Here is a 21,432-nt window from a genome sequence, read left to right as displayed (position 1 = left end):
TATCCTGCCAATCTGAGTTATCCTTACCCAGATTGGATGGTGTTCGAACGACTCGGGGAAGTTTTGCACCAAAATCCCGGGCTTGCGTGTCAACCGGAAAACCATACAAACCATTCAGGAACGCTCAACGATTTACACAGGTGGTTTTCCACATGTCTGTCCCCATTCTGCTGGCCTCAGGTTCGGCCATCCGGGCGCAGTTGCTGCGCAACGCGGGTGTGCCCTTTGACGTGCAGACCGCACGCGTGGATGAGGATACCGCCAAGCAAGCGCTGTTGGCGGAGGGTGCATCGCCGCGCGATATCGCCGATACGCTGGCTGAGATGAAAGCACGCAAGGTCAGTGACAAGAACCCCGGTGCGATGGTGCTGGGTTGCGATCAGGTGCTGGATTTCGACGGGCAGTTGCTGTCGAAACCTCAAAGCCTCGAAGAGGCGCTGGCGCAGTTGAAGGCGATGCGGGGTAAACGGCATATACTGCTTTCTGCCGCTGTGATCTATCAGGACGGTGAACCGATCTGGCGGCATGTCGGGCAGGTGCGGTTACGGATGCGGATGAGCTCGGATGCTTATCTGCGCGACTATATCGACCGGAACTGGGACAGCATTCGCCACGCGGTTGGGGCTTATAAGCTGGAGGAAGAAGGCGTGCGATTGTTTGCGACCATTGACGGAGACTATTTTAACGTCTTGGGTATGCCCCTGCTCGAGCTGTTGAATTTCCTGGCAATCAAAGGTGTGATTGAACAATGACCAAGACCCGCATTCCCTTGGCCGGGGTGATCGGACACCCGATTGCGCATTCGAAATCTCCCGTTTTGCATGGGCATTGGCTGAAATCCTACGGGTTGGCTGGGCATTATATTCCAATGGATGTCGCCCCGGCGGATTTGGAACAGGTTCTGCGCACGCTGCCAAAGGCAGGCTTTGTTGGTGCCAACGTCACCGTCCCGCATAAAGAGGCCGCGCTGAGGGTGGCCGATCACGTCTCGGATCGCGCCTCGGTAATCGGGGCGGCAAATACGCTGGTGTTCCGCGAGGATGGCTCTATCCATGCAGACAACACCGATGGTTATGGGTTCATGCAAAATCTGCGCAGCGGCGCGCCGGACTGGGTGCCGGGTGATGGCCCGGCAGTGGTCTTCGGGGCCGGAGGGGCCGCGCGTGCGGTCCTGCAGGCGTTGGCCGAGGCCGGTGTCCCTGAAATCTTGCTGACCAATCGCACGCGCACGCGCGCGGATCACCTGAAAGAAGAGTTCGGCCAGCGCATTACAGTGATCGACTGGGTACAGGCCGGCAATGTGATCGAAACCGCTGAACTGGTGGTCAACACGACCTCGCTGGGGATGCAGGGCCAGCCGGAGCTGCGTGTGCCGCTGGATGGGCTGCAACCCGGAGCCGTGGTCACCGATCTGGTTTATGCACCGCTGAAAACCCGGCTGCTACAGACCGCGGAAGAGGCCGGATGCACCACTGTCGATGGCCTTGGAATGCTGTTGCATCAGGCGGTTCCCGGTTTTGAGCGCTGGTTCGGTATCCGCCCCGAGGTGGACGAGGATCTGCGCGCGGCAGTGCTGGCATGAGTTTCGCGCTGGGCCTGACCGGTTCCATTGGGATGGGCAAAAGCACTACGGCGCAGATGTTCGTGGATGAAGGCTGTGCGCTGTGGGACGCGGATGCGGCGGTGCATCGGCTGTATTCCAAAGGGGGTATGGCGGTCGAGCTAATGCGCACGGCTTTCCCTGAGGCTGTTATTGATGACGCGGTCAGCCGTGATGCGTTGAAGCGGATCATCGCAGGGGACGCAACCGCCCTGAAACGGATCGAGGCGATTGTGCATCCGATGGTCGCTGCGGATCGGGCGGCGTTTCGGGACTCGGCGACAGCTGATATTTTGGTCTTCGACATTCCATTGCTGTTTGAAACCAGGGGTGACGCTGCAATGGACGCTGTTGCCTGCGTCTCAATCCCGGCAGAGGAACAAAAGCGTCGGGTGATGGAACGCGGTACGATGACCGAGGCGCAGTTTGAGAAGATCCGCTCCAAGCAAATGCCGAATGAAGAGAAATGCGCGCGGTCGGATTATGTGATTGTGACGGATACGCTGGACCATGCCCGCGCGCAGGTGCAGGATGTGGTCAGGCGGATACGGGCGGGGATGGCAGATGCGTGAGATTGTACTCGATACTGAAACCACAGGGTTCGATCCCGAAAGCGGTGACCGGATCGTCGAGATTGGTGCGGTTGAGCTGTGGAACCACGTCGCCACGGGCGAGACCTATCACGTCTATATCAACCCCGAACGGTCGATGCCCGACGAGGCATTCGGCGTACACGGTATCGGCCCCGACCTGCTGGAAAACCCACGCCCGCCTGAAAAGGGTGAGGTAACGCTGAAGGACAAGCCAGTCTTCGCAAAAGTAGGCCAGAGTTTCCGCGATTTTGTGGGCGACGCCAAGCTGGTAATTCACAACGCTTCGTTCGACATGAAGTTCCTGAATGCGGAACTCAAGTGGATGGGCGTGCCGCTGATCCCGATGGATCAGGCAATCGATACGCTTGCTATTGCACGCAAGCGGTTTCCGGGATCGCCAGCTTCGCTGGATGCATTGTGCCGCCGGTTTGGCATCGATAACTCGAACCGGGTTTTGCACGGCGCGCTGCTCGACTCGGAAATTCTGGCCGAGGTTTATCTGGAGCTGATCGGTGGAAGACAGCCCGATTTCGGCTTGGCCTCGGCGGCCTCAAACGCAGCTGGTGGGGCGGATGAATGGCGCCCGACCGCGCGCCCGACGGCATTGCCGTCCCGCATCACAGAAGACGAGCGCGCAGCGCATCAACAATTTATAGAGAAACTGGGCGAGAACGCCCTGTGGACCCGCGCCTGACCCAAGCCACGCGCGGGTCAGATACTTATGCGTCAGCTTGTTGTGCCTGAGCAGCAGCCTGACGGCGTGCCAGCTCATTGCGGTACAGCGCGACGAAATCGATATTGTCCAGATTGACCGGTGGATAGCCACCGTCGCGGGTGATGTCGCTGACGATGCGGCGCAGGAACGGGAACAGCATGCGCGGGCACTCGATCATCAGGAACGGGTGCAGCTGGTCCTCGGGCACGCCTTCCACATGGAACAGACCGCAATAGTCGAGCTCACACAGGAACAGAACGTCTTCCATGCCTTTGGCTTTTGATGTCAGTTTCAGCTTGATCGAAACTTCAAACTGGTGATCTGCCGGGCGTTTCTTGGCGTCCAGGTTCACCTGAACCGAAATCTCGGGCTGTACATCGCCCGAAACGCCCTTCTGCGCCATCACGTTTTCAAAGGACAGATCGCGAATGAACTGTCCCAGAACGCGCATCTGGATTTGCGGGGCGGCCTGGGCCGCTGTGTTTTCTGTGGCGTCTTCGTCGGCCATGGATCTACTCCGAAAATGAAATTCGCCACTGCTTAGCAAGTTGGGCGGGGTAGCTCAATGCTGGTGCGGCCCTTCCACCCATTTCGAGGGCTTTGAGGGCTCCTGACGTGGTCGAACCTCGGTAAACTCTCCGTCAATCACATCGTCCTGATCAAACGGGTTTGGCCCAGACCGGAATTGCGTGCCGGTACCCATCTGGAAATGTGTGATGGTGGCCTTGGACTTGAGATAGCGAAACACCGCCACCCGGATGCCGGGAACAAGCAAAGCAAAGCCAATGGCATCAGTGAAAAACCCCGGCGTCAGCAACAACACGCCGGACAACAGGATCATCGCCCCGTGGGCCAACGGCTCAGTCGGGTCGTCCAGTTCAGCGAAGGACCGCTGCAGATTGGCCAGCGCCATGCGACCTTGTGTCCGCACCAATATAGTGCCCAAAACGGCGGTCAGGACCACGATTGCAAGCGTCGGCCACAGTCCGATCAGGCCGCCAACCTGTATGAACAGGGCAATCTCGATGATCGGAACCAATAAAAAAGCCAAGAACAAGTACATTTGCGGTATCCTTTAGCATGTGTCGGGCTGTGGACTTGCCCCCAACTGTCACCTACATAGTGGCAGAGGGCTGCGTATACAAAGCCCGGGTTCTGAAATGAGGACGAAATGAACTCACCCCTGATCCAGCTTCTGGTGCTGGCCGGAATTGCCATTTTCCTGATCCTGCGCTTGAAAAGCGTTTTGGGAACGCGGGAAGGTTTTGAAAAACCACCCCTTCAGCAGCAGCCTGACACCAATGGCGCGCGCCGTGATTTCGAGGTGATCGAAGGCGGCCCGGATCATGACATTACCGACCATGTTGCGGAAGACAGCGAGCAGGCGCAAACCCTGGCCGCGATGAAGCGGGTCGAGCCCAGCTTTTCCGTCAGCGAATTCGTGCAGGGTGCACGTGGTGCCTATGAGATGATCGTGATGGGGTTCGAAAAGGGCAATCTGGACGAAATCCAGCCTTTCCTGTCCGAAGAGGTGTTTGACACCTTTGTTTCGGTGGTCGCTGACCGTGAAGACAAGGGTCTCACCATCGAAGCCGAGTTTATCGGCGTGCGTGAGACTACTTTGGCCGATGCGAAATTCGACAAGGATTCCAATCAGGCTGAAATTACCATGCGCTTTGTGGGTGAGCTGACCTCGGTCGTACGTGATCGCGGTGGCGACATCATCGAAGGCAATCCCAACACCGTCAAACGTCAAAAGGACAGCTGGACCTTTGCCCGCGTCATGGGCTCGGACGATCCGAACTGGCTGCTTGTCGCCACGGACGCATGATTGCAGCGCTCCGGTCGCTTTTTCTGGGGGTCGCCATGACCACTGCCAGCGCCGCCGGAGCCGAGGCGACGCGATCCATCCTGTCATTCGATGACCTCGATGGTTGGGCCGCCGACGATCACGGGGCGGCCCTTTCGGTTTTTCTGAACACTTGCGGCGATCTGGATGATCCAGATTGGCAGGCGCTGTGCGGCGTGGCGCAGACTTATGAACCAGAGGCAGCGCGCGCCTTCTTCGAGTTGTTCTTTCGCCCCGTTCTGGTGGAAGATGGCGATGATGCTCTGTTCACCGGATATTTCGAACCCGAACTGGACGGCTCGAAAACCCCGACCGACACATACCGCTATCCACTCTACCGAATGCCACCCGAGGCGCGCGGGGCAGGCCAATGGCTCAGCCGCCGTGACCTGCTGACCGGAGAGGTCATGCAAGGCCGCGGCCTTGAGATCGCGTGGGTCGATGACCCGGTTGAGCTGTTCTTTCTGCAAATTCAGGGCTCGGGCCGTATTCGCTTGCCCGATGGCGGTGCGATGCGGGTTGGGTATGGCGGCGCGAACGGGCATCCCTATCGCTCGATCGGGGCAGAACTGGTCCGGCGTGGCGCGTTGGGCGCGCATCAGGTGAGTGCGCAGATGATCCGGGCCTGGGTGCGCAAGAACCCCGAAGCCGGGGCTGAACTGCTGTTTCACAACCCCTCTTATGTGTTCTTCCGGGAGGTGACGCGGGTCGCGCCCGAGTTTGGTCCGCTGGGCGCAATGAACCGTTCGGTCACGACTATGCGCAGTATCGCAGCTGATCCGGCCTATACCCCTTTGGGCGCACCGGTCTGGGTTGAGAAGGATGGTCGGGACCCATTGCGACGGTTGATGATCGCGCAGGATACGGGATCGGCCATCAAAGGTGCCCAGCGGGCAGATATCTTCTTTGGCACCGGCGATGAGGCCGGTCAGGCTGCCGGACGTCTGAAGGATCCCGGCCGAATGGTGGTATTGCTGCCGATCCAGCGGGCCTATGCGATGTTACCGGATGAATTCTGATGACACGGCGCAAACTCACCTCGGATGAGATCGAGCTGTGGCGCAAGGTCGCCAAACAGGCCGAGCGGTTGCACCCCGAACTGCCGCAAACCGTTCACCCCGTTACCCTGCCCAAACCCAAGCCGACCAAAACACCAAAAGCACGGATCGAGACGTTTGAACTGGGTCAGATGGCTGCTGCGAAACCCGCGCGACACAATCTGAAACCTTCGGTCACCGAAGGGCTGCGCGCCAGTCCCGTGCAGATGGACACCAAGGCGTTTGGCCGGATGAAGCGGGGTAAGCTGAAACCCGAAGGCAAGCTCGACCTGCACGGAATGCGGGTGGACACGGCCCATCCGGCATTGATCAGGTTCGTCCTGACCGCACAGGCGCAGGGAATACGTCTGGTTCTGGTGGTTACGGGCAAGGGCAAGGACCGCGACGAACCCGGCCCGATCCCGACACCGCGTGGGGTGCTGCGCAATCAGGTGCCGCAATGGTTGTCTCTGCCACCGCTATCGCAGGCTGTGCTGCAGGTGACCCCGGCCCATATCAGCCATGGCGGCGACGGGGCTTATTACGTGTATCTCAGGCGCGTGCGCTGAGCGACACGTCACGGCGCACTGATCTGCGCCTCGCCTGTCTCGCTCAATACGATTTCGGTCGCGCCGGTTGGGTTGCGGGCGCTTGCAGGCGCAATTACATCAAGCCCGCGCTGTTCGGTTCCAAACGTGTTACTGACGCGGCGGGCCGACCCTATGATGGCAAGCAACGCCGGAGAGGTCGCTGCCACGAAATGCGAGGATTCTGCATCGCTGTTGAATGCGGTCGTATCGATGATGTTGATCTTGTAGTCAGACAGCGCTTCGGTGGAGCTGATATTTCCCAGCCGTTCACCCTTGGTTGTGCCACGCAGCCTGGCTGAAATATTCAGCAGCTTGTCCTTTTGCGAAACCATTACGATGAACGGATCGGGCGGCGTTTTGATCGTATCCATTTGCGATCGGAACAGGTCCACATCCAGATCGGGCGAGATCAGAACGACCCCTTCAAGATTGCGGTTGGACCAACCAGGTTCGCGCAATTCGGCCTGGCGCATCATTTCCATCGTCAACGCGGTTCCCATGGAATGTGCCACCAGAACCACGCGCCGGACACCTATGGATTTCAAATGGCGGACGGTTTGTTCCAGTCCGTCACGCGCGAACAGCATACTGTCCAGATCATAGGCATAGCCATAACCTGTGGCCTGGCTCGGCCAGGAATAGACCATGGTTGCGCCCGGAATCTCCAGGTCGCGCCTTAGCTGAGCAGCACGAAACGCGGTTTCCGCCTGGGTCGTGTTGTAGCCATGAATGAAGATCGACACTTCATCCATGCCGCGCAGGCGGGATCTCAGATCGGTCGGTCCCTGCAATTCTTCCACGCCCGCCATGACGAATTGCTTTTTCGGGTTTGGATTGGCGTAGGAAAAATCCAATGTCCCCGGCGTATGGTTTGGTGGGATCGAAACTGTCATTTCGAGAAACTGCAACGTCTCACCCCGTCGAAACCCGTAAGAGCCATCAGGCTCGCGTGCACGGGTTGTCGTCGCATAGATCGTTTCCGGCGTGCCGACACTCAGCGCAGAGGGCACGGTTTCAGATATCGAGCGGTCGACGCAAGCGGTCAGCGTCACTGCCATTGATGCAATCAAGAGATAACGAAGCACGATAACAGCCCTTTGGGATTCCTTCCCCAAAGCTAACGGATTCCCACCCTGCGTCCAGCGCCACAGGGCAGCAATAGCGGCGAAAACCGGCCTGTCCGTGTTACAGAACGTAACGGCTGAGATCGGTTGATTTGGTCAGTTCGCCCAGATTGTCTTCAACGAACTGCGCATTCACCGTGATCTCGGCCCCTGCCTGATCGGGTGCGTTGAACGAGAGCTCCTCGAACACGCGCTCCATCACAGTATAAAGGCGCCGCGCACCGATATTCTCGACGCTTTGGTTGACGTCTGCCGCGATACGCGCCAGGGCGGCGATACCGTTTTCTGTAAAGCTGACGGTGACCTCTTCAGTGCCCATCAGGGCGGTGTATTGGCGGGTCAGCGCGTTGTCGGTCTCGGTCAGGATGCGCACGAAATCCTCTTCGGTCAGTGCGCGCAGTTCGACGCGGATCGGCAGGCGGCCTTGCAGTTCCGGCAACAGGTCAGACGGCTTGGCGATGTGGAAGGCGCCTGAGGCGATGAACAGGATGTGGTCGGTTTTTACCGGGCCATGTTTGGTGCTGACGGTGGTCCCCTCGATCAGAGGCAACAGGTCGCGCTGCACCCCTTCCCGGCTGACATCGCCGCCGCGCGCGTCCGAACGGGCGCAAACCTTGTCGATCTCGTCCAGGAAGACGATGCCGTTCTGTTCCACCGACTCCAGCGCCACGCGACTGACGGTTTCATCATCCAGCAGCTTGTCAGCCTCTTCCCCGATCAGCGCATCATAGCTTTCGGCAACGGTCATGCGTTTCTTGACGGTGCGCCCGCCGAACGCCTTGCCAAAAATATCGCCCAGATTCATCATGCCCATCTGGCCTCCGGGCTGGCCCGGAATATCGAACATCGGCATCGGGTTGGAAGTGTCCGACAGTTCCAGCTCGATCACAGTATCGTCCAGCTCTCCTGCTTTCAGTTTCTTGCGGAACATATCGCGCGTCCCTTCACGGGCGTCTTCGCCTGCAATTGCGGCGATCACGCGATCTTCGGCAGCCTGATGGGCGCGCGCTTTGACGTCTTCACGCATGTATTCCCGGGTCTGGATGATCGCCGCATCGGCCAGATCGCGCACGATCTGCTCCACATCACGACCGACGTAACCAACCTCGGTAAACTTGGTGGCTTCAACCTTGATGAAGGGCGCGCGGGCAAGTTTGGCCAGACGGCGGCTGATCTCGGTCTTGCCCACGCCGGTGGGTCCGATCATCAGGATATTCTTTGGATAAACTTCATCGCGGATGTCATCCGCCAGCTGCTTGCGCCGCCAGCGATTGCGCAGCGCCACGGCCACGGCGCGTTTTGCGTCTTTCTGACCGATGATAAAGCGGTCCAGTTCCGAGACGATCTCGCGCGGGGTCAGGTCGGTCATGTCAATTCTATCCGTCTGTTTCGCAGCGGAACCTAATCATGCGGCGCGAAAACACAAGCCGATCACGAAAAACTCACGTCCAACACACGCAGATTCGTATTGATGTGAATCGCCGGACGCCTAGTGGCTGCCGCATAGTTCCTTGTGTCGGGCAAGACTGCCTGCGTTAATCAATGGAGATACCTCATCATGATGACTCGTCGTTCGCTTTTTGTGAAAGCTGCTGCCACCGGTGCGGCGCTGACCTTGGCCAGCACCAGTGCCGCGTTGGCCGGTGGTGCCAAAAAGAAGGGGTCGTTCGAAGGCCGCTCGAACCATATCACAACCGGTTCAGTGAAACTGGTCAAAGATGGCGAACGTTACATTGTTGAGCTGGGTGACGATTTCTCGCTGGATGGCGGCCCCGATCCGCGCGTGGCCTTCGGCAAAGACGGCACCTATGCTCCTGACAGTAAGCTGGGTGCGCTGCTGAACCTGACCGGCAAGCAATCCTACGCCGTGCCGCCTACTATGGATGTGTCGGGCTATAACGAAGTGTACATCTGGTGCGAAGTTGCCGGTGTGCCGCTGGGCGTTGCATCGCTGAAGTAAACGTCATGGTCAGAGGCTGTCTTTCCGGCCTCTGACACGCCGTTAGGTAACCAAGCCGCACTCTGATACACTCGCCCCAAGGCATTGGAACCGGGGGCGTTTTTATGACCAAGATTGCCAAGATCACCTTGTTGTTCGTTGTGTTTGTCGACCTGATCGGGCAGGGGTTGGTCTTTCCCATTATCAACTCTCTGATCATGGAGACGAAATCCGGTTTTCTGCCGGAAGGCACGCCCGAAGGCCGGCGGCATTTCTACTACGGCCTGGTGATCGGTTGTTTCTTCCTGTCCTGGTTTCTGGGTGTTGTCTATGTCTCAAAAGTCTCGGACTCGATCGGACGCAAGAATGCCCTTCTGGTCTGTCTGGGCGGTGCGCTTGCCGGATACGCCATCACCATTGCCGCACTGTTCATGAACAGCCTGCTGTTGCTGATCATCGGGCGTTCGATCACGGGGTTCACTGCAGGAAACCAGCCAATCGCGCAGGCGGCGATGATTGACGGCAGCACCGATGCGGCCGACCGGGACCGCAACATGGGTTACATTGTGACCGGCGTCAGCTTTGGCCTTGTTGGCGGCCCGATTATCGGAGCGGTTCTGTCAGACGCCGCCCTTCTGGGCAGCTATGCCACCCTGAAAACACCGTTCTACGGCGCTTTCGTTCTGGTGCTGGTCGCCATCTTCCTTGTGACGACCTTCTTCAAGGATACCCGGACTGAGCGTGCACCCTTTGTTTTCCGGCCCCGTGACATCACCGACAGTCTTATTGCCGTGCGCGGTCATCCGATGGTTCTGAAAATCCTGCCGGTTTACTCGTTCTTCATGATCGCCAACGTGACATTCTATGTCTTCGTCGACAATTTCCTGACCAGCGCCTTTGGTTACGGCGTGATCGGAGGCAGCATGGCCATGGTTGTCATCGGCTTTGCGCTGGCCTTTTCAAGCACCTTCCTTGTCAAACCCTCACAGGAACGATTCAGCAAGCATTCGATCATCTATACATCGCTGATCGTGATGATCATTTGTGGCATCGCTTTTGCCTTCAGCCCCAATGGGGTCTTCAGCTATGTGCCGGTCTTCCTCTTCTATTTCCTGTTTGGTGTCGCCTACCCGACCATGCTGGGCCTGTTCTCCTCCAGCGTCAGCGAGGCGGATCAAGGCTGGGTCATGGGTGTGACCACCGCAGTCTTCTGTCTGGCGGGCGGTGTAATGTCTCTGATCGGGGGCGGATTGATGAGCATCGATATCCGCGTGCCCTACTACATCGTGGTTGTCGCCGCGATCTGCGGGCTGATCGGCATGCACCGACGCTGGAAAGGTAAAGAGATCAAGGCGCTCTTAGCCTGAGATCGTCTCGACCGTCAGATTGCCATTGGTATAGACGCAGATATCAGCAGCAATCGCCATCGCTTCGCGCGCGACCTGTTCGGCCTCTTTGTCGCTGTCCATCATTGCGCGCGCTGCGGCCAGCGCAAAGTTTCCACCCGATCCGATGGCGGCCACGTTATGCTCAGGCTCAAGCACATCCCCTGCCCCGGTGATGACCAGCAGGTCCTTGCCGTCGGTGACGATCAGCATCGCTTCAAGCTTTTGCAGATACTTGTCGGTGCGCCAGTCCTTGGCCAGCTCGACCGAAGCACGGGCCAGTTGGCCGGGCGTCGCTTCCAGCTTGGCCTCCAGCCGTTCCAGCAGGGTAAATGCATCCGCGGTCGATCCGGCAAAACCTGCCACAACCTCAAATCCGCCCGGCGACAGGCGGCGCACCTTGCGGGCGGTGCCCTTGATCACGGTCTGGCCCAGGCTGACCTGCCCGTCCCCGGCAATGACAACCTGCCCGCCCTTCTTGACGCCAATAATGGTCGTGCCGTGCCATCCGGGAAAATCGCTGTCTGCCATGGAAGCCTCCGTTTTCTCTGGCGTTCTATATGGGCCGCACGCGTCGGCGGCGCAACCGTTCTTAAACCGCTCAAAAGATATGCAATAGGCGCAAACCGGGACTGTTGAGTCAGCATTTGTGAGACTCAGTTGCCCGAGTTACATCAGCCTCACAACCGACAACGGGTCGGCTGTTTCTGTTATAAGGAATACGCACATGGCTAACGCAATCGCAAAAACCCATGCGCCGCTCGGAGCAGTCACCATCCTGCACGCAGTGGACGCAATCTTCCATCGCCTTGAAGACGTTGTCGAATGGCACCAATCGCGCAAGACGCGCAAGGAATTGTCACGCCTGACTAACGCTCAGCTGGATGATATCGGTCTGAGCCGCGGCGACATCGCCAAGTTCTGATCTGGCTTCAAACGGAAGCACAAGACAAGCCGCTCGACCGAGCGGCTTTTTCTTTGTCATCTCAGTACGTATTTTCCCGCCTGCGACGGTACAAAGGCCTCGATCGCGGCGGTTGCAACCACGTGGCGGGTGCCCGCTGCGTCATCCAACACATCCTGTCCGCCCGGAACCGCGAGCACTTCGGCGCGCCCCCTTGGCAGGTCCGCGGCGACAAGAGCGCAATCCACCTTGTCTGGGCGCTGGACGCCGATCGTCACCTTCACACGCATTTCATTGTGATCAATTCCCAGAGTCGAGAATAACGTGATTGAAGAATGGTGCAGCGCGTCCTGCACCGCGCGCCGGGCCGCCTTGGTATAATCCTGACCATACAGGTCGTTCCCCATACCCATTTCCAGAATGATGCGCTGTTCTTTCATCACGCGCCCTCCATATCGAACGAGACCGCAAGGGCAGCGTTGGCAATGACTGTGCGTCCCACACCGTCCGGCTTGTCGATATCCAGGCCGCCTTTGGTGACAGAGATATTTGGCGTCCCATAAGGGAATATAGCCTCAAGCTTGCCGATCTCGACCTGTTCAGGCTGCTGCACTCCGATCTCGACATCGATGATCATGGCTTCTTTTGGAAACCCAAACAGATCTGCCATGTTGATCGAGTTGTGCCACAGCGCATCCTTGATCGCACGCAGCGCCGCCTCGGTATAGTCGATACGCCGCAATGATGTGCCCATCCCGAATTCCACAAGCACCCGTGTCTTGGCCATCCGTCCTTCTCCGATATCTCAACAAAAAAGGCGCCCGATTACAGGCGCCTTTCATCGTATACTGATCACATCGGATCAGATCGATTCATCAATCCAGCTTTGCAGCGCGGCCTTGGGTGCGGCGCCGGCGCGGTTTGATACAACCTGACCGTCCTTGAAGATGAACAGCGCCGGAATGCCACGCACGCCCATGGCGGCGGCTGAGTTCGGGTTGCTGTCCACATCAACCTTGGCGATCTTCACCTTGCCGCCGTATTCCGTGGCCAGCTCTTCCAGAGCGGGGCCAATCTGCTTACAGGGTCCGCACCATTCGGCCCAGAAATCCACCACAACGGGGATGTCAGAGTTCTTGACTTCGGCGTCAAAGGTATCGTCGGTAACGGCAACGGTCGACATATTCTGTCTCCTGAATGGGGAATGCTTGGGCACAGAACCTAGGTGCCGCATTGAGGGAGGTCAAGATATCGAGTGGTGTGCCAGAGCATCTGTCACAAGATCGTGTGGCAACCACATAAGCTGCGCGCTGCGGGTCCAGAGGATCGCAGTCCGGATCCGGCGATCAGGGTAAATCTGCGCCAGCGCATGAGCATAGGCCCCCATCTGGCGCAACAGCCCGTCCGGACAGGTGCCAGCGCTGTCTGGAACAGTGGCATTTGATTTGAAATCAATCGCATGGATTTCGGTATCAGAGATAATCAATCGGTCGATGACGCCATGCATGCGGGTGCCATTCAGATCAGCAGAGATCGGAACCTCGGCCAGCGCCTCCGGCGCAAAAACCGCTTTCAGGTGATCCGCAGCCAGTACCGTTTCCGCCTCGTGAAACAGCTCTTGCCGATCCGCCTCGTGCATATCGGGTAGTAACTGGGTGCAAAGCTGTGGCCATTGGCCGCTGTCAACAGTGGGCAAGTGTTCGAGCAGCAGATGCAGGCGCGTTCCACGCAATTTCGCGGCCTCTTCATCCTGTCCGGCATCGCCGGGCAGCGCCTTTGCACCGCCTAGATCGGAAGGGCTGAGCGTTTCCGCAGGCGTGGGCGGTTCCTTTGCCATGTTGTGGAACATCTCGGGAAGGGTTTGGTCTTCGGGCATCTGGGTACGATGCTCAGTCAAAGGCAACGCTTCCCAATCGCCATGCGCCAGTCGTTGCGTCTGCGTTCCGGGTATTTGCGTCGCGCCGGCACGGGTCATTGCGGCTTCAACCATCTGATACCAGCTGGTGCCGTCCTTGCCGACATCCCCTGCCGCAGCCACGATCAACCACTTTTCCGCTCGTGTTAGAGCCACATATAGCAGGCGAAGCCGTTCATTTTCCTCTCGTTGACGGGCCTCTTCCCGCGCCGTTGCGACAAGGGCGGGCGATGCATCGGACGGCACTTTCCACAGTGGTGTCTCTCCGGCCATCATGATCTCGGCATCGCGCGGAGGTTGCCGTTTGCCCGTATCCGGTAGGATCACGATCGGTGCTTCCAGCCCTTTTGAGCCATGCACGGTCATCACCCGGATCATGTTGCCGACACCGCTCATCTGTCGTTTGATCTCAAGATCATCGGTCTGCATCCAGACCAGGAACCCGGTCAGGCTGGGGATATCCGTGCGCTCATAGGCCAGTGCTTGTGACAGCAACGCGTTGATCCCGTCCTCAGCCTCGGCCCCCAGCCGACCGAGCAGCTTCCTTCGTCCGTCATGTCGGGTCAGAATCCGTTCGATCAGATCATAGGGGCGCAGAAAGTCGGTCTGCCCGCGCAGGTCGTTCAGGATGGCGAGTGTCTCGGGGAATTCTTCGGCCCGCTTGCGCAGTGCGGCCCACAGGAACCCCTCGTCCCGTCTGTGCGCCAGATCGAACAATTGCTGTTCCGACCAACCGAACAGAGGTGATTTCAGCACGGTCGCCAGCGACAGGCTATCTTCGGGCGTGGCCAGAAAACTCAGCAGCGCCGCGAGATCCTTGACCGCGAGTTCGGCGCCGACTTTGAGACGGTCAGCGCCTGCGATGGGCAGATCAGCCGCCTTGCAGGCGCGAATGATTTCGGCAAACAGGTCCGAGCGGCGCTGAACCAGAATGAGGAAATCCCCTGGCTGCACCTTGCGGCGTACAAAATTGCCGGGCGTGTCGCCATCTTCCGGAATGGTCTCTTCGTTGTCGATCAAGTCTTTAATCGACTTTGCCACCTGCTCGGCCAGAACCACAGTATGGTGTCGCGCGCCGGGTCGATCTACGGGGTCGGTCCAGTCGCCTTCCTCGTCTTCTTCGACCTTTTCAACCACGGGCCACAGGTCGACGCGACCCGGAAGATCACCCTTGAACGCGCGGTGCAGCGCGTCTTTGTGAAACCCGGCCTCAGCGCTGTTTTCGAACAGAATATCCACCAATCCGAGGATCGCGCTGGACGATCGGAACGAATACTCCAACGTCGAATCCCACAGTTTAGAGCCTGATTCTTGCAGTTTTCTCCCAAACTCGGCCTGCATCTGATCGAAAGCCTGTGGATCGGCACCCTGGAAGGAGTAGATTGACTGTTTCTTATCCCCAACGACGAAGATCGTACGTTCAATCCCGGAGCGGGCCCCCTCCCCGCTGGTGAATTCCTGCGCCAGTTTTTCGATCACGTCCCACTGATCCGGGCTGGTATCTTGCGCCTCGTCCACAAGAATGTGGTCGATGCCACCGTCGAGGCGGTACAGAACCCATTCTGCCACCGCCGGGTCGTTCAGAACCTGCCGTGCGCGCAGGATCAGGTCGTCGAAATCAAGCCAGCCGCGCAGCTGCTTGCGCCGCTCGTATTCCGGTAGGAAGGCCGCGGCAAAGCGATGTAAAACAAGGGTTTTCTGCGCTGCAACCAACGCCAACCGTTGTTCCCGCGCAGCTTCAACGCGCAGCATCAGCGCCTCCAGCTGTGGCATACGATCCGCCAGCAGGCCTGCGCGCAGCGCTTTGGTAGGAAAGCCGTTGATCTTGGCAGAGAACGGCTCCTTTGCGCCTTTGCCGGTCAGCAGCACGTTTTCCAGCAGCGGCAAGTGGCTAAGCCGCGCGTCGGTGAACGCGGCCAGTTTGTCGGCAGCCTTTGCGTTGTTACCGCCGCTTTCGTTCAGTGCGGGCAGCATGGATTGGATCAGCTCAACCTCACCACCCAGATAAACCCGGCCCAGCAGCGCATTTTCGTCAAAACTTGCGGGCAGTTCAAACAGTTGCAGCACATCATCCCACTGCAATGATTGTGCAAAGTGGCTACGTTTCTGCGTGACAGCGGCAGTCAGCTTTTCGAAGCCAGCATCGGTGACGAACCGGGCGACATCTTCGATCAAAGCAGCCCGCTGACCCTCGGCAAAGTCCTCGACAATCTCTTCGCGCAGCAAGGCAGCGGCGCGGTCCTCCATCTCGGCAAATTGCGGGCTGACCCCGGCCTCAAGCGGAAACCGCCGCAAGAGCGAGGCGCAGAATGAGTGGATGGTCTGGATCTTCAATCCGCCCGGTGTCTCGATGGCGCGGGCGAACAGGGTCCGTGCTTGCGCCAGACGGTCAGGATCAATCGCGCCTGTCACGCCGAGTTCGACCAACTCGCCCTCAAGGTCGCTGTTGCCCAGCATCGCCCACTTACCCAGCCGCTTGAACAACCGGTTCTGCATCTCGCTGGCGGCGGCCTTGGTGTAGGTCAGGCACAGAATATGCTGCGGCTGCACCCCATCCAATAACAACCGCGCCACCCGGTCGGTCAGAACCCGTGTCTTGCCCGAACCCGCATTTGCAGCAAGCCAGGTCGATGCATCCGGGCGCGCGGCCTGCACCTGCCGTTCGGTGGCGTCGTTGCGCGGGCTCAAATCAGGTCCTCCGGACAGGTGTCGGCTGAACGATCCCATTCGCCGAACCGGGCCAGATGATCATAGTCACCGATATCCGTATCCTTGTGCAGCATTCGGCGAGAGGTGAAGCCCTGATCAGGCTCTAAATAAGCGGAAATGAGCTGTTTGAGTTCGGCCAGAACCTTGTCTGCCGGCTCTTTCGTCAGCGGAGCATCCACCTCTTTATACGCGCCACCCATGCCAATAAAGACTGCCTGGGCCACGGGCAGCGGATCGAATCCTTCGATCCCGCCCTGCTCGGCAATCGCGGCTTCGATCAGGAGTTGTTTGTCGAACTTGGCCTGCTGGCTTTCGGACGGAGGCACGCCGGTCTTGTAGTCGATGATTCGCATCGCGCCGCGGCTGTTCAGGTCGATCCGGTCAGCGCGGCCCGAGATGGTGAAGTCCAACGGCGCAAGCGCCAGTTTCATCATCACTTCAAAGGCCACAGGCCCACCATCACCGCGACGCGAGCTTTCGGCGGCCAGAAAACTGTCGGTGATCCGTTCAAGCCGCGCGAGCCAGAGTTTTCGCGCCGTGGGCCAGGCGACGTGGTTGTCCAGCAGCGCTTCGGCGCGTTTCAGGAAGTTTTCGTGGGTCAGCAGGGCCGGGTCCAACACGCTGTCACGTACGAACTGCTCCAGTACCTCGTGAATCACGATCCCTCGCAGCAAGGCGTCGGGCGCGCGGACCAGAGGGTCCAACGGTTTCAGGCGCAAAACGTGGCGGGCATAGATCGCATAAGGATCGCGGATCAGGCGCTTGATCTCGGTGACGCTCAGGCGTCGGGGCCGGGATGCCACGGGGGGCCGGGGCGAGGGCCGGTGCGCCGCGTCGATCCGGGGGGCATGTTCCAGCGCCTCAGCCCAGCCGAGCAACTTGGCCCCTCGTGCACGCATCGCGGCAAGGGCATCGGTGCCGCCTTGGTCCGGCAGGCCTTGCAACAGGTTCGTCAGACGGTTGAGCCATCGCGACGGGACGGTTTCCGCATCATCCGAACGGGTGGAGCGGGACAGGACCACTTCGGTTGCTCCCACCGCCTGTTGAAAGTCGTGGGCCGACAAACCGATACGGCGTTCGGGCAGCAGCAATCCCGCAGCATTGCGCATCTGCCGGTTCAACCAGGGATCAGGCGCAGGGGCTTCGGGCCAACTCCCCTCATTGAGGCCACCAAGGATCAGCAGATCGGCGCCCTGAACCCGTGCCTCAAGGGTGCCCCAGATCATCAGATGCGGATGGGGCGCATCGCGATCACGCACCTCTTCGCCTGCCAGCAATGCACCCAGCAGATCCGCAAAATCATGCGCCGTCATCGCGCCGCCATGTTGCGCCTCAGTGTCCAGAGCAGCCATCACCGCCAGCGCTTTTTGACCGGCGTTTTTGTCCCAAAGCGTGCCGGTCTCACCATTTGATCCGGCTGAGATCGCTTCCGCCAACTCGCGCAAATGGGCAACCCAATCAGCCAGTGGGCGCTCTGCAGGGCTGTATTGGTCGCAGAAAGACTGGATCACCCAGCGGACCCAGTCCTCGGGCGCTTCTGCACGGATGGCAAAGGCGGTCAGGCTGGCGCTGTCGGGAAAAGGCGGGCCGTGGCGGCGCAGGTCGAGCTCCAGATCGCGGGTACGCAGCAGGTGCGCGCCGCGATCCGCCCCATCATGGCAGAGCGGATGCTTGAGCAGGGTCAGCAGTGCCTCGGCATCCAGCCGACGGGCAAACAGGCCCGCCACGTGGCGCAGGAACCGCCCCGGAGGCGACAATTGCAGCGGCAGGCCCGCGCTATCATCAGGCAGGATGTTCCAGCGATCCAGCGCAGCGCTGACCTGACGGGTCAGCATCCGATCGGGCGTGATCAGGGCGGCGGTCTGGCCGGTCTCGGCGGCTTGGCGCAAACGCAGGGCTATCGCCAATGCTTCGGCCCGGGGCGAAGTGGCCTCGATCAGCGTCACGTCTTTGGTTGCGCCCTGCAGATTGGTCAGGTTTGGACCTTCGGACATCCATGCATCGGTGACCGGGGCAGGGCGTAAGGCAAGCGAAATCAGCTTGTTACGTGCGGGCGAGGGGGGCTGTTCCTCTGTCCAGGGGTGAATCTGATCGGGTGTCAGATCAAGTTCGTGCATCAGCTTGCGAAAGCGGTATTGCGGATGATCTTCCGAGGTCAGAGCGTCATCGAGATTACGCCAAACCTGCCTTGGCTGGTCGAAATCATAGCCGGGCAGCACCAGCGCCCCTTGTGGCAGGCGCGCGATAGCTTGCATCAGCATCATTGTTGTGCCGCGCGATCCGGTAGAGCCGGCAAGGATGATCGGGTGGCCTGGAGGGGCCTCTTGCCAACGTGTGATCAGTGTCTCGACCACGCGCCGTTGCCGCGCCTGCGGGTCCATAGCGCCATCGCCTGCGTGCATGAAATGATCCGCGATACCGATGAAGGCCTGCGCGCGCGCCCAGTGGCCGGACATATCGCTGACATCCAGATTGCGGATCGCGTCGGGAGGAACGCCTTCGCCCTGCATCTCATCAATCAGCGCCGCCAGACTGTCGGACAAATCGAACAATGACGACCGCGCCGCCAGATCGGGCTGCTGATCCAGCAGCTTGGCGATCAGCTGAGTCAGTTCCAGCCGTCGCCGTAGCGGTGGAATGGCGGGCGGCACCTGCGCCAGATTGGCGCCTTTGCCCAGATCGGTGACCAGAGACAGCTTTGGCAGCAGGCAAGGTGGCCCCTGATCGAACAGCTCTCGCACGCGTCGCGCCATGCGGCGCGTGTTGACTACCAGCTGAACCCGCGCCAGTGCTTCGGGCGGGTGTGTTTCGAACCGTTTGCGCAGCCCGTCGACCAGCACACGGGGGAAGTCTGCACCCGGCGGGACGGCAAAGACCCGCGGCTGGAGGCTGGGCTCAAACATCGGCGATCAGACCTTCGGCGAGTGCGACCCCTTCGGGTCGGCCAACGTCGCACCAGCGACCGGGGTAGGACAACGCAAACAGGCGGCGGTCCTCCAGCATCCGATCCCACAGGAGATTCAACGAGAACACATCCTCGGCAACATCGTGCAGGCCTTCGGTTTTTAGAATTTGTGCCCCGCCATAGACCAGACCGGCGCCGCGGGTGATCCGACCGGTGTTGTCTTGCGCGAAATCACCCGGTCCTGAATGCCCAAGTGTTTGGCTTGTCGGGATGCACATGAGCAGCGCATCCATTTGGTCGGGGTCCCACCGCTCTTGCAGCATTTGCAACGGGTTGGGCCCGGCCCAGATCGCATCACTGTTGAGTGTAAACACCGGATCCGGCCCGAGCATTGGCAAAGCGGCCTTTAACCCACCTCCGGTTTCCAGAATCTTTGGTACTTCGTGTGATAGCAATACCCCTTTTGGGTCCAGATGCCTTGTCAACTGATCCGCGTGATAATGCGTATTGGCCACGACCCGCAAAGGCTGCAGCGGAGTGATCAGGTCCAGCGCGTGGTCGATCAGAGGCCGCCCGGCCACCTCAATCAGAGGTTTGGGACGGTTCTTGGTCAGCGCACCCATACGCGTGCCGAAACCGGCGGCAAACAACATTGCAGCCTTTGGTGCACGGGTCATTGCGACCTCAGCTTTGCAAGATTTTCAGGGCTGGGCGGGGGCAGGGCATCGCGCAGCAGATCGGCCACCGAAACAAGCGCCGGATGTTCCAGATCGCGCATCAGATGGGCCCAAGCGGCAGGGATCAGATCGACATAATGCGGCTTGCCATAGTCCGTCGCCAGCCGTGCGAACCCACCCAGGATGCGCAGGTTCCGCTGCGCACCCAACACTGCATAGGCGGTGCGAAAATCGTGACCATCGACACCAGTCGCCGAGATATAGCGGTCGATCATCCGCATCTCGATCCCGGCGGGTACATTGCGGCGCACGTCCTGCAGCAGGGACATCAGATCATAGGCGGGATGACCCAGCATCGCGCTTTGAAAGTCCAGCAGGCCGACACATGCGATCCCCTCGCGTTCGGGCAGCCAGATCAGGTTTTCGGCGTGATAATCGCGTTGTACCACCACCCGCGCGCCGCCGGTTTCCCGGTGCAGGATATCGGCAAAGCGCAACTCGAACCGCGTGCGCGTCTCGGTATCATGCGCGCCAAGAACGCCTTGCGCGTATTTGGTGAAAGACAATGCCGAAAATTCGGTCATCAGGGCGGGGTCGTAGCTGTCCAGTGACAGTGTCGGCCCCGCATGCAGATGCACCAGAACGTCCGTTGCCGCATCATAAAGCGTCCGCTCTTGCGATGGGTCGTCATCAAGCACGCGGGCAAACAGCGCATCGCCCAGATCTTCGAGCAACAGGAACCCGTATTCGGTATCTTCGGCGTAGATCTCCGGTGCGCTCAGGCCAAGCGATCGCAGGTAGTTTGCCATGCGCACAAAGGATTCAACATCTTCACCCTTGTCAGGCGGGGCATCCATCAACACGGCGGTCTGCCCTGTTGTGGGATCGGTTAAGCGTTCGTATCTGCGGTTCGACGCATCCCCGGCCAGAGGTGCTTGTTGCGCACCGCGCCATTTTGTTTGTGCAATCAGCGCTTCGGCCAGAATCGCTCGGTTCGTCATGGGGTCTTCTCCAGCCTGGACGTCCACTTCGGGCTGGTCCAGCTCAGTTCCAGATGCCGTAGGTCCTGATCGTCCGGGTCAGTTGAGAAGCGGATCAACAGCGCCGAATGCGGTTTCAGCGTGTCCAGTTTCTCGGGCCATTCGATCAGGCAAATGCTGGTTTCGAAGGCGTCAACCAGGCCCAGCTCTTCGATCTCTTCGACCGATGAAAGGCGATAGAGATCCGAGTGCCAGACCTCACCAACCTTCGTGTCATAGACCTGTACGAGCGTGAAAGTGGGCGAAGGGACATCTTCGGGTACGGCAAGAACGGATTGTATCAAAGCTCTTGCGAAATGAGTTTTACCGCTGCCGATTGCCCCATCCAGCAGAATGGTATCACCCGGCCGAAGTGCACCCGCCAAATTGGCGGCGAGCGAGGCTGTTTCTTCGGGGGATTTCATGGTCAGAGTCAACGGCGCAGTCATGGCGCCACAATGAACCTGCGCC

General features: G+C 59.4%; 23 protein-coding genes. 10 read left to right on the top strand and 13 right to left on the bottom strand.

Translation table 11 applies throughout. From position 1 onward, the window contains the following. Positions 1–152: 152 nt before the first annotated feature. From ACR0AZ_RS14415 to dnaQ, 4 genes are read left to right on the top strand one after another with little or no spacing between them, the layout of a single operon-like run. Complete coding sequence (locus ACR0AZ_RS14415) at positions 153–752, top strand: Maf family protein (protein ID WP_480471329.1); 600 nt, start codon at positions 153–155, stop codon at positions 750–752. After that, complete coding sequence (locus tag ACR0AZ_RS14410) at positions 749–1,582, top strand: shikimate dehydrogenase (RefSeq protein ID WP_480471328.1); 834 nt, start codon at positions 749–751, stop codon at positions 1,580–1,582. The genes ACR0AZ_RS14415 and ACR0AZ_RS14410 overlap by 4 nt, the downstream gene beginning before the upstream one ends. Then, positions 1,579–2,172 carry a dephospho-CoA kinase gene (gene coaE, locus ACR0AZ_RS14405; RefSeq protein ID WP_480667725.1) on the top strand — a complete coding sequence of 198 codons (594 nt, stop codon included), beginning with the start codon at positions 1,579–1,581 and terminating at the stop codon, positions 2,170–2,172. The genes ACR0AZ_RS14410 and coaE overlap by 4 nt, the downstream gene beginning before the upstream one ends. After that, a complete protein-coding gene (dnaQ, locus tag ACR0AZ_RS14400) occupies positions 2,165–2,887 on the top strand; it encodes a DNA polymerase III subunit epsilon (protein WP_480471326.1) in 723 nt (240 codons plus the stop codon). The genes coaE and dnaQ overlap by 8 nt, the downstream gene beginning before the upstream one ends. Before the next feature lie 25 nt (positions 2,888–2,912). Here the strand turns inward: dnaQ and secB are convergent, their stop codons facing one another. Together secB and ACR0AZ_RS14390 are read right to left on the bottom strand one after the other, a co-directional pair. Next, on the bottom strand, positions 2,913–3,416 hold the full coding sequence (gene secB / locus ACR0AZ_RS14395; RefSeq protein ID WP_480471325.1) for a protein-export chaperone SecB: 504 nt from the start codon (positions 3,414–3,416) through the stop codon (positions 2,913–2,915). 54 nt (positions 3,417–3,470) lie between these two features. Further along, complete coding sequence (locus ACR0AZ_RS14390; protein WP_480471324.1) at positions 3,471–3,971, bottom strand: FxsA family protein; 501 nt, start codon at positions 3,969–3,971, stop codon at positions 3,471–3,473. A gap of 108 nt (positions 3,972–4,079) precedes the next feature. Between ACR0AZ_RS14390 and ACR0AZ_RS14385 the strand changes: the two genes are divergently transcribed. Genes ACR0AZ_RS14385 through ACR0AZ_RS14375 form a run of 3 tightly spaced genes read left to right on the top strand, consistent with a single transcriptional unit; the run spans position 4,080 to position 6,363 of the window. Continuing rightward, positions 4,080–4,739, top strand: a complete 660-nt coding sequence (locus tag ACR0AZ_RS14385) for a Tim44/TimA family putative adaptor protein (protein WP_480471323.1) — start codon at positions 4,080–4,082, stop codon at positions 4,737–4,739. Next, on the top strand, positions 4,736–5,776 hold the full coding sequence (gene mltA / locus ACR0AZ_RS14380) for a murein transglycosylase A (RefSeq protein ID WP_480471322.1): 1,041 nt from the start codon (positions 4,736–4,738) through the stop codon (positions 5,774–5,776). Before ACR0AZ_RS14385 ends, mltA begins: the two co-directional genes overlap by 4 nt. After that, entirely contained in the window at positions 5,776–6,363 is a 588-nt protein-coding gene (locus ACR0AZ_RS14375) for a Smr/MutS family protein (protein ID WP_480667724.1), read from the top strand. Before mltA ends, ACR0AZ_RS14375 begins: the two co-directional genes overlap by 1 nt. Positions 6,364–6,371: 8 nt before the next feature. Here the strand turns inward: ACR0AZ_RS14375 and ACR0AZ_RS14370 are convergent, their stop codons facing one another. After that, on the bottom strand, positions 6,372–7,469 hold the full coding sequence (locus tag ACR0AZ_RS14370; protein ID WP_480667723.1) for an alpha/beta hydrolase: 1,098 nt from the start codon (positions 7,467–7,469) through the stop codon (positions 6,372–6,374). Between the two features lie 100 nt (positions 7,470–7,569). Further along, positions 7,570–8,877, bottom strand: coding sequence for an ATP-dependent protease ATPase subunit HslU (hslU, locus tag ACR0AZ_RS14365; RefSeq protein WP_480471319.1), 1,308 nt, complete (start codon positions 8,875–8,877; stop codon positions 7,570–7,572). Positions 8,878–9,066: 189 nt separating this feature from the next. Between hslU and ACR0AZ_RS14360 the strand changes: the two genes are divergently transcribed. Together ACR0AZ_RS14360 and ACR0AZ_RS14355 are read left to right on the top strand one after the other, a co-directional pair. Continuing rightward, the gene (locus ACR0AZ_RS14360) at positions 9,067–9,468 is read left to right on the top strand and encodes a DM13 domain-containing protein (protein ID WP_480667722.1); all 402 of its coding nucleotides are present in this window, start codon (positions 9,067–9,069) and stop codon (positions 9,466–9,468) included. A gap of 104 nt (positions 9,469–9,572) precedes the next feature. Beyond that, positions 9,573–10,814 (top strand): MFS transporter, encoded by a 1,242-nt coding sequence (locus ACR0AZ_RS14355; protein ID WP_480667721.1) that lies wholly within the window; start codon positions 9,573–9,575, stop codon positions 10,812–10,814. On the opposite strand, the gene hslV is transcribed toward ACR0AZ_RS14355, so the two are convergent. Then, complete coding sequence (hslV, locus tag ACR0AZ_RS14350) at positions 10,806–11,363, bottom strand: ATP-dependent protease subunit HslV (RefSeq protein ID WP_170334334.1); 558 nt, start codon at positions 11,361–11,363, stop codon at positions 10,806–10,808. The genes ACR0AZ_RS14355 and hslV overlap by 9 nt on opposite strands. A 196-nt stretch (positions 11,364–11,559) precedes the next feature. Here hslV and ACR0AZ_RS14345 point away from each other — a divergent pair, with 196 nt between their 5' ends. Then, positions 11,560–11,757 carry a DUF1127 domain-containing protein gene (locus tag ACR0AZ_RS14345; RefSeq protein WP_480471316.1) on the top strand — a complete coding sequence of 66 codons (198 nt, stop codon included), beginning with the start codon at positions 11,560–11,562 and terminating at the stop codon, positions 11,755–11,757. 56 nt (positions 11,758–11,813) lie between these two features. Here ACR0AZ_RS14345 and ACR0AZ_RS14340 read toward each other — a convergent pair whose 3' ends face one another. The 8 genes from ACR0AZ_RS14340 to tsaE form a co-directional block, all read right to left on the bottom strand. Beyond that, positions 11,814–12,176, bottom strand: coding sequence for a Lin0512 family protein (locus tag ACR0AZ_RS14340; RefSeq protein WP_480471315.1), 363 nt, complete (start codon positions 12,174–12,176; stop codon positions 11,814–11,816). Further along, a complete protein-coding gene (locus ACR0AZ_RS14335; protein WP_480471314.1) occupies positions 12,176–12,523 on the bottom strand; it encodes a Lin0512 family protein in 348 nt (115 codons plus the stop codon). The genes ACR0AZ_RS14340 and ACR0AZ_RS14335 overlap by 1 nt, the downstream gene beginning before the upstream one ends. Positions 12,524–12,598: 75 nt before the next feature. After that, positions 12,599–12,919, bottom strand: a complete 321-nt coding sequence (gene trxA / locus ACR0AZ_RS14330; protein ID WP_480471313.1) for a thioredoxin — start codon at positions 12,917–12,919, stop codon at positions 12,599–12,601. 60 nt (positions 12,920–12,979) lie between these two features. Beyond that, positions 12,980–16,339, bottom strand: a complete 3,360-nt coding sequence (addA, locus tag ACR0AZ_RS14325) for a double-strand break repair helicase AddA (protein WP_480667720.1) — start codon at positions 16,337–16,339, stop codon at positions 12,980–12,982. After that, positions 16,336–19,263: a double-strand break repair protein AddB gene (gene addB, locus ACR0AZ_RS14320; protein WP_480667719.1), complete on the bottom strand. Its 2,928-nt coding sequence runs from the start codon at positions 19,261–19,263 to the stop codon at positions 16,336–16,338. The genes addA and addB overlap by 4 nt, the downstream gene beginning before the upstream one ends. Then, entirely contained in the window at positions 19,256–19,942 is a 687-nt protein-coding gene (locus ACR0AZ_RS14315; protein WP_480471310.1) for a nucleotidyltransferase family protein, read from the bottom strand. The genes addB and ACR0AZ_RS14315 overlap by 8 nt, the downstream gene beginning before the upstream one ends. Beyond that, the gene (locus ACR0AZ_RS14310) at positions 19,939–20,943 is read right to left on the bottom strand and encodes an aminoglycoside phosphotransferase family protein (RefSeq protein WP_480667718.1); all 1,005 of its coding nucleotides are present in this window, start codon (positions 20,941–20,943) and stop codon (positions 19,939–19,941) included. Before ACR0AZ_RS14310 ends, ACR0AZ_RS14315 begins: the two co-directional genes overlap by 4 nt. Then, positions 20,940–21,410 carry a tRNA (adenosine(37)-N6)-threonylcarbamoyltransferase complex ATPase subunit type 1 TsaE gene (gene tsaE, locus ACR0AZ_RS14305; RefSeq protein ID WP_480471308.1) on the bottom strand — a complete coding sequence of 157 codons (471 nt, stop codon included), beginning with the start codon at positions 21,408–21,410 and terminating at the stop codon, positions 20,940–20,942. The genes ACR0AZ_RS14310 and tsaE overlap by 4 nt, the downstream gene beginning before the upstream one ends. Positions 21,411–21,432: the final 22 nt, after the last annotated feature.

This window comes from Ruegeria sp. BE3, from assembly GCF_056538865.1.
This window is presented reverse-complemented; position numbering and strand designations above follow the sequence as displayed.

Excerpts from the sequence above, each read along its gene's own strand:
- coaE (WP_480667725.1), top strand. The coding sequence starts at position 1,579 with ATGAGTTTCGCGCTGGGCCTGACCGGTTCCATTGGGATGGGCAAAAGC.
- hslU (WP_480471319.1), bottom strand. The coding sequence starts at position 8,877 with ATGACCGACCTGACCCCGCGCGAGATCGTCTCGGAACTGGACCGCTTT.
- ACR0AZ_RS14390 (WP_480471324.1), bottom strand. The coding sequence starts at position 3,971 with ATGTACTTGTTCTTGGCTTTTTTATTGGTTCCGATCATCGAGATTGCC.
- ACR0AZ_RS14410 (WP_480471328.1), top strand. The coding sequence starts at position 749 with ATGACCAAGACCCGCATTCCCTTGGCCGGGGTGATCGGACACCCGATT.
- ACR0AZ_RS14360 (WP_480667722.1), top strand. The coding sequence starts at position 9,067 with ATGATGACTCGTCGTTCGCTTTTTGTGAAAGCTGCTGCCACCGGTGCG.
- ACR0AZ_RS14345 (WP_480471316.1), top strand. The coding sequence starts at position 11,560 with ATGGCTAACGCAATCGCAAAAACCCATGCGCCGCTCGGAGCAGTCACC.
- trxA (WP_480471313.1), bottom strand. The coding sequence starts at position 12,919 with ATGTCGACCGTTGCCGTTACCGACGATACCTTTGACGCCGAAGTCAAG.
- ACR0AZ_RS14315 (WP_480471310.1), bottom strand. The coding sequence starts at position 19,942 with ATGACCCGTGCACCAAAGGCTGCAATGTTGTTTGCCGCCGGTTTCGGC.
- mltA (WP_480471322.1), top strand. The coding sequence starts at position 4,736 with ATGATTGCAGCGCTCCGGTCGCTTTTTCTGGGGGTCGCCATGACCACT.
- secB (WP_480471325.1), bottom strand. The coding sequence starts at position 3,416 with ATGGCCGACGAAGACGCCACAGAAAACACAGCGGCCCAGGCCGCCCCG.
- dnaQ (WP_480471326.1), top strand. The coding sequence starts at position 2,165 with ATGCGTGAGATTGTACTCGATACTGAAACCACAGGGTTCGATCCCGAA.
- tsaE (WP_480471308.1), bottom strand. The coding sequence starts at position 21,410 with ATGACTGCGCCGTTGACTCTGACCATGAAATCCCCCGAAGAAACAGCC.
- ACR0AZ_RS14375 (WP_480667724.1), top strand. The coding sequence starts at position 5,776 with ATGACACGGCGCAAACTCACCTCGGATGAGATCGAGCTGTGGCGCAAG.
- ACR0AZ_RS14335 (WP_480471314.1), bottom strand. The coding sequence starts at position 12,523 with ATGGCCAAGACACGGGTGCTTGTGGAATTCGGGATGGGCACATCATTG.
- ACR0AZ_RS14415 (WP_480471329.1), top strand. The coding sequence starts at position 153 with ATGTCTGTCCCCATTCTGCTGGCCTCAGGTTCGGCCATCCGGGCGCAG.
- ACR0AZ_RS14310 (WP_480667718.1), bottom strand. The coding sequence starts at position 20,943 with ATGACGAACCGAGCGATTCTGGCCGAAGCGCTGATTGCACAAACAAAA.
- ACR0AZ_RS14355 (WP_480667721.1), top strand. The coding sequence starts at position 9,573 with ATGACCAAGATTGCCAAGATCACCTTGTTGTTCGTTGTGTTTGTCGAC.
- ACR0AZ_RS14340 (WP_480471315.1), bottom strand. The coding sequence starts at position 12,176 with ATGAAAGAACAGCGCATCATTCTGGAAATGGGTATGGGGAACGACCTG.
- addB (WP_480667719.1), bottom strand. The coding sequence starts at position 19,263 with ATGTTTGAGCCCAGCCTCCAGCCGCGGGTCTTTGCCGTCCCGCCGGGT.
- hslV (WP_170334334.1), bottom strand. The coding sequence starts at position 11,363 with ATGGCAGACAGCGATTTTCCCGGATGGCACGGCACGACCATTATTGGC.
- ACR0AZ_RS14385 (WP_480471323.1), top strand. The coding sequence starts at position 4,080 with ATGAACTCACCCCTGATCCAGCTTCTGGTGCTGGCCGGAATTGCCATT.